Origin of the sequence: Streptomyces sp. McG3 (genome assembly GCF_018619185.1) — a bacterium.
Classification (GTDB): domain Bacteria; phylum Actinomycetota; class Actinomycetes; order Streptomycetales; family Streptomycetaceae; genus Streptomyces.
Map to the genome: position 1 here is coordinate 1 of NZ_JAAXYC010000457.1, position 4,655 is coordinate 4,655.

General features: G+C 71.5%; 4 protein-coding genes. All 4 read left to right on the top strand.

Features of this window, described 5'->3' with window-relative positions:
• Positions 1–284 (top strand): DALR anticodon-binding domain-containing protein (locus HET64_RS36770; RefSeq protein WP_251146384.1); only part of this gene is annotated, 284 nt, incomplete at its 5' end.
• A gap of 32 nt (positions 285–316) precedes the next feature.
• Complete coding sequence (lysA, locus tag HET64_RS36775) at positions 317–1,708, top strand: diaminopimelate decarboxylase (RefSeq protein ID WP_215111580.1); 1,392 nt, start codon at positions 317–319, stop codon at positions 1,706–1,708.
• A 258-nt stretch (positions 1,709–1,966) separates the two neighbouring features.
• Complete coding sequence (locus tag HET64_RS36780; RefSeq protein WP_215111582.1) at positions 1,967–3,265, top strand: homoserine dehydrogenase; 1,299 nt, start codon at positions 1,967–1,969, stop codon at positions 3,263–3,265.
• Between the two features lie 7 nt (positions 3,266–3,272).
• Complete coding sequence (gene thrC / locus HET64_RS36785; RefSeq protein ID WP_215111581.1) at positions 3,273–4,343, top strand: threonine synthase; 1,071 nt, start codon at positions 3,273–3,275, stop codon at positions 4,341–4,343.
• Positions 4,344–4,655 lie beyond the last annotated feature (312 nt).

Below are 4,655 nucleotides of genomic sequence, written 5' to 3' on the forward strand. Positions count from 1 at the left end.
ACCCCGACGCCGGTGCGGCCCGCCCCCTCCTCGACCTCATCGCCGACCACCCCGGCGTCCTGCTCGCAGCAGCTCGTCACCGCGCGCCCGACCGGGTCGCCCGGCAGCTGGAAGCCGTCGCCCACGCGTTCTTCGACTTCCACGACTCCTGCCCGTCCCTGCCCGCCGGTGACGAGAAACCCTCGGCCGCCCACCGTGCCCGGCTGGCTCTCGCCGAAGCCGCCGGGACGGTGCTGGCAGGCGGCCTGTCCCTGCTCGGCATCCGCGCGCCCGAACACCTCTGACGCGATCAGAAGAGACCCGAGAGAACATCACGATGAGCCGCTCCGCACACCCCGCAGGCCCCCGTCACGCCGACGTCCTCCACGAGGGGCACTACTCCGCGCCCGCCGCCGACCTCAACGTCCTCGACGAGAAGGTCTGGTCACGCACCGTCACCCGTGACGCGGACGGTGCCCTCACCGTCGGCGGGATGACCGTCGCCCGGCTCGCGGAGGAGTTCGGCACCCCCGCCTACTTCCTCGACGAGAGCGACTTCCGGGCCCGCTGCCGCGCCTGGTCCGACGCCTTCGGGCCGGACGCCGACGTCTTCTACGCCGGGAAGGCCTTCCTCTCCCGCGCCGTCGTGCGCTGGCTGAAGGAAGAGGGGCTGAACCTCGATGTGTGCTCCGGCGGGGAACTGACCACCGCGCTCGACGCCGGTATGCCCGCCGAGCGCATCGCCTTCCACGGCAACAACAAGACCGTCGCCGAGATCGAGCGGGCCGTCGAGGCGGGCGTCGGGCGGATCGTGCTCGACTCCTTCCAGGAGATCGTCCGCGTCGCCCACATCGCCCAGCGCCACGGCGTCCGCCAGCGGGTGCAGATCCGCGTCACCGTCGGCGTCGAGGCCCACACCCACGAGTTCATCGCCACCGCGCACGAGGACCAGAAGTTCGGGATCGCGCTCGCCGACGGGCAGGCCGCCGAGGCGGTGCGCCGCGCCCTCGCCCTCGACGGCCTCGAACTCATCGGCGTCCACTCGCACATCGGCTCGCAGATCTTCGACATGGCCGGCTTCGAGGTCTCCGCCCGCCGCGTGGTGCAGCTGCTCGCCGAGATCCGCGACGAGCACGGCGTCGAACTGCCCGAGATCGACCTCGGCGGCGGCCTCGGCATCGCGTACACCTCCGAGGACGACCCCCGCGAACCGCACGAGATCGCCAAGGCGCTCAGCGACATCGTCACCCGCGAGTGCGAGGCCGCGAAGCTGCGCACCCCCCGGATCTCCGTCGAGCCGGGGCGCGCCATCGTCGGCCCCACCGCGTTCACGCTGTACGAGGTCGGCACGATCAAGCCCCTGGAGGGGCTGCGGACGTACGTCAGCGTCGACGGCGGCATGTCGGACAACATCCGCACCGCGCTGTACGACGCCGAATACAGCGTCGCGCTGGTCTCCCGCACCTCGGACGCCGAACCGATGCTGGTCCGGGTCGTCGGCAAGCACTGCGAGAGCGGCGACATCGTGGTCAAGGACGCGTTCCTCCCCGCGGACCTGGCCCCCGGCGACCTGATCGCCGTCCCCGCCACCGGCGCGTACTGCCGTTCCATGGCCAGCAACTACAACCACGCGCTGCGCCCGCCGGTCGTCGCGGTCCGCGACGGAGCGGCACGCGTCATCGTCCGGCGCGAGACGGAGGAAGATCTCCTGCGTCTCGATGTCGGCTGATGAAATAGTCATCTCAGGATCCGGACGGGGGTCAGAAACTCCCGTCCGGTGAGTGAGACTGGTCCCCAATGAGCATGACCCTCCGGCGATGGGAGGGTGGGAGACGGAGCGGGGCTGGGTGCGTGCACCTGCATGGCGGAGGATTGAGGCATGGCGGAGCCATGGTGATTGACGACAACGCCGCAGATGTGCGTGCTCAGTACCGCGACGCCGCCCCCCATCGCCGGAGGGTCTAGGTATGAGAAACGAGGTCGGATGATGCGTACGCGTCCGCTGAAGGTGGCGCTGCTGGGCTGTGGTGTGGTCGGCTCAGAGGTGGCGCGCATCATGACGACGCACGCCGACGACCTCGCGGCGCGCATCGGCGCGCCCGTCGAGCTCGTCGGCGTGGCAGTCCGCCGGCCCTCGAAGGTGCGTGAGGGCATCGACCCCGCACTGATCACCACCGACGCGACCGCGCTCGTGCGGCGCGGCGACATCGACGTCGTCATCGAGGTCATCGGGGGCATCGAGCCGGCCCGGGCGCTCATCACCGCCGCCTTCGAGAACGGCGCGAGCGTCGTCTCCGCCAACAAGGCGCTGCTCGCCGAGGACGGCGCGGCCCTGCACGCGGCCGCCGAGAAGTACGGCCGCGATCTGTACTACGAGGCCGCCGTCGCCGGGGCCATCCCCCTGGTGCGGCCGCTGCGCGAGTCGCTCGCCGGGGACAAGGTCAACCGGGTGCTCGGCATCGTGAACGGCACGACCAACTTCATCCTCGACAAGATGGACACCAGCGGGGCCGGCTACTCCGAGGCGCTCGACGAGGCCACCGCCCTCGGGTACGCCGAGGCCGACCCGACCGCCGACGTCGAGGGCTTCGACGCCGCCGCGAAGGCCGCGATCCTCGCCGGGATCGCCTTCCACACCCGTGTGAAGATCGGCGATGTGCACCGCGAGGGGATCACCGAGGTCACCGCCGCCGACATCGCCTCCGCCCGCCGGATGGGCTGCACGGTCAAACTGCTGGCCATCTGCGAGCGCGCCGCCGACGGGGCCTCCGTCACCGCCCGCGTCCACCCCGCGATGATCCCGCTCAGCCACCCGCTGGCCTCGGTCCGCGAGGCGTACAACGCGGTCTTCATCGAGGCCGACGCGGCCGGGCAGCTCATGTTCTACGGGCCCGGCGCCGGCGGCTCGCCGACCGCCTCCGCGGTCCTCGGCGACCTCGTCGCGGTCTGCCGCAACAAACTGGGCGAGGCCACCGGCCCCGGTGAGTCCGCCTACACCCGCCTGCCGGTCAGCCCCATGGGCGAGGTCGTCACGCGCTACCACATCAGCCTCGACGTGGCCGACAAGCCGGGCGTGCTCGCCCAGGTAGCGACGGTCTTCGCCGAGCAGGGCGTATCCATCGACACGGTGCGCCAGCAGGGCCGGCCGGACTCGGACGGCGAGGCATCCCTCGTCGTCGTCACCCACCGCGCGCCCGACGCCGCCCTCTCCGGGACCGTCGAAGCGCTGCGCAAGCTCGACACCGTGCGCGGTGTCGCCAGCATCATGCGTGTTGAAGGGGAGTAAAGGACCCATGACCAGCAAGGGCACCCACCAGTGGCGCGGCATCATCGAGGAGTACCGGGACCGGCTCCCGGTCACGGCGACGACGCCGGTCGTCACGCTTCGTGAGGGCGGTACGCCGCTCGTTCCGGCGCAGGTCCTCTCCGAGCGCACGGGCTGCGAGGTGCACCTCAAGGTCGAGGGCGCCAACCCCACCGGTTCGTTCAAGGACCGCGGCATGACCATGGCCATCACCCGGGCCAAGGAGGAGGGGGCGAAGGCCGTCATCTGCGCCTCCACCGGCAACACCTCGGCCTCCGCCGCGGCGTACGCCGTGCGCGCGGGGATGGTCTGCGCCGTCCTCGTACCGCAGGGCAAGATCGCGCTCGGCAAGATGGGCCAGGCGCTCGTGCACGGCGCCAAGATCCTCCAGGTCGACGGCAACTTCGACGACTGCCTGACCCTGGCCCGCTCGCTGTCGGACAACTACCCGGTGGCACTGGTCAATTCGGTCAATCCGGTCCGTATCGAGGGCCAGAAGACCGCCGCGTTCGAGATCGTCGACGCGCTCGGCGACGCCCCCGACATCCACGTCCTGCCGGTCGGCAACGCGGGCAACATCACCGCGTACTGGAAGGGGTACACCGAGTACGCCGGTGACGGCGTCTCGACCGGCTCCCCGCGCATGTGGGGCTTCCAGGCCTCCGGCTCCGCGCCCATCGTGCGCGGCGAGATCGTCAAGGACCCGTCGACCATCGCCACCGCGATCCGCATCGGCAACCCGGCTTCCTGGAACTACGCGCTGGCCGCCCGCGACGAGTCGGGCGGCTTCATCGACGAGGTGACGGACCGGCAGATCCTGTCCGCGTACCGGCTGTTGGCCTCCCAGGAGGGCGTCTTCGTGGAGCCCGCGTCGGCCGCTTCCGTCGCCGGCCTGCTCAAGGCCGCCGAGGAGGGCAAGGTCGACCCCGGCCAGCGCATCGTCTGCACGGTCACCGGCAACGGCCTCAAGGACCCCGACTGGGCCGTCGCGGGCGCACCGCAGCCGGTCACCGTCCCGGTCGACGCGGCCACCGCCGCCGAGAAGCTCGGCCTCGTCTGATCAGGTCCGGGCCGGGCGTCGGCACGCGCCGCGGCCGGCCCGGGATACCGCGACAACCCGCTCAACCAGCCCCTTTCCGGGGCGGAGAGCGCATGGGAGGCGGGCGACACGCATCGTGCGCCTCCTGTGCGCCCTATGTCGCCACAGAACCTTCCTTCGATAAGCTGTACCCCATCCGCCCGGCATCCGCCCGCCGGACCGCCACGCCTGCGGTCCCCGTCGTGGCCGTCGGGCCGGCCGCCGGATTCCCGCATCGTTTCGGAGCCCTCCGCACAGCCGCGACCCCCACCGCCATGACCCCCGCCGATCGCC